Annotated in this window: 1 rRNA gene; it reads right to left on the reverse strand. The window is 50.2% G+C overall.

Annotation, left to right across the window (positions count from 1 at the left end):
• A 23S ribosomal RNA gene (locus F8197_RS28260) occupies window positions 1-301 on the reverse strand; the annotation flags it as partial.

Below are 301 nucleotides of genomic sequence, written 5' to 3' on the forward strand. Positions count from 1 at the left end.
ACGGTACTGGTTCACTATCGGTCGATTACGAGTATTTAGCCTTGGAGGATGGTCCCCCCATATTCAGACAGGATTTCTCGTGTCCCGCCCTACTTGTCGTACGCTTAGTACCACCGGTCTGATTTCGTGTACGGGGCTATCACCCGCTATGGCTGCCATTTCCAGAGCATTCCACTATCAGTCCGACTATCACGTACAGGCTCTTCCCATTTCGCTCGCCACTACTTTGGGAATCTCGGTTGATTTATTTTCCTGCAGCTACTTAGATGTTTCAGTTCGCCGCGTTCGCTTTGCATACCTA

The organism is Duganella sp. FT27W (genome assembly GCF_009295655.1).
Classification (GTDB): domain Bacteria; phylum Pseudomonadota; class Gammaproteobacteria; order Burkholderiales; family Burkholderiaceae_D; genus Rugamonas; species Rugamonas zoogloeoides.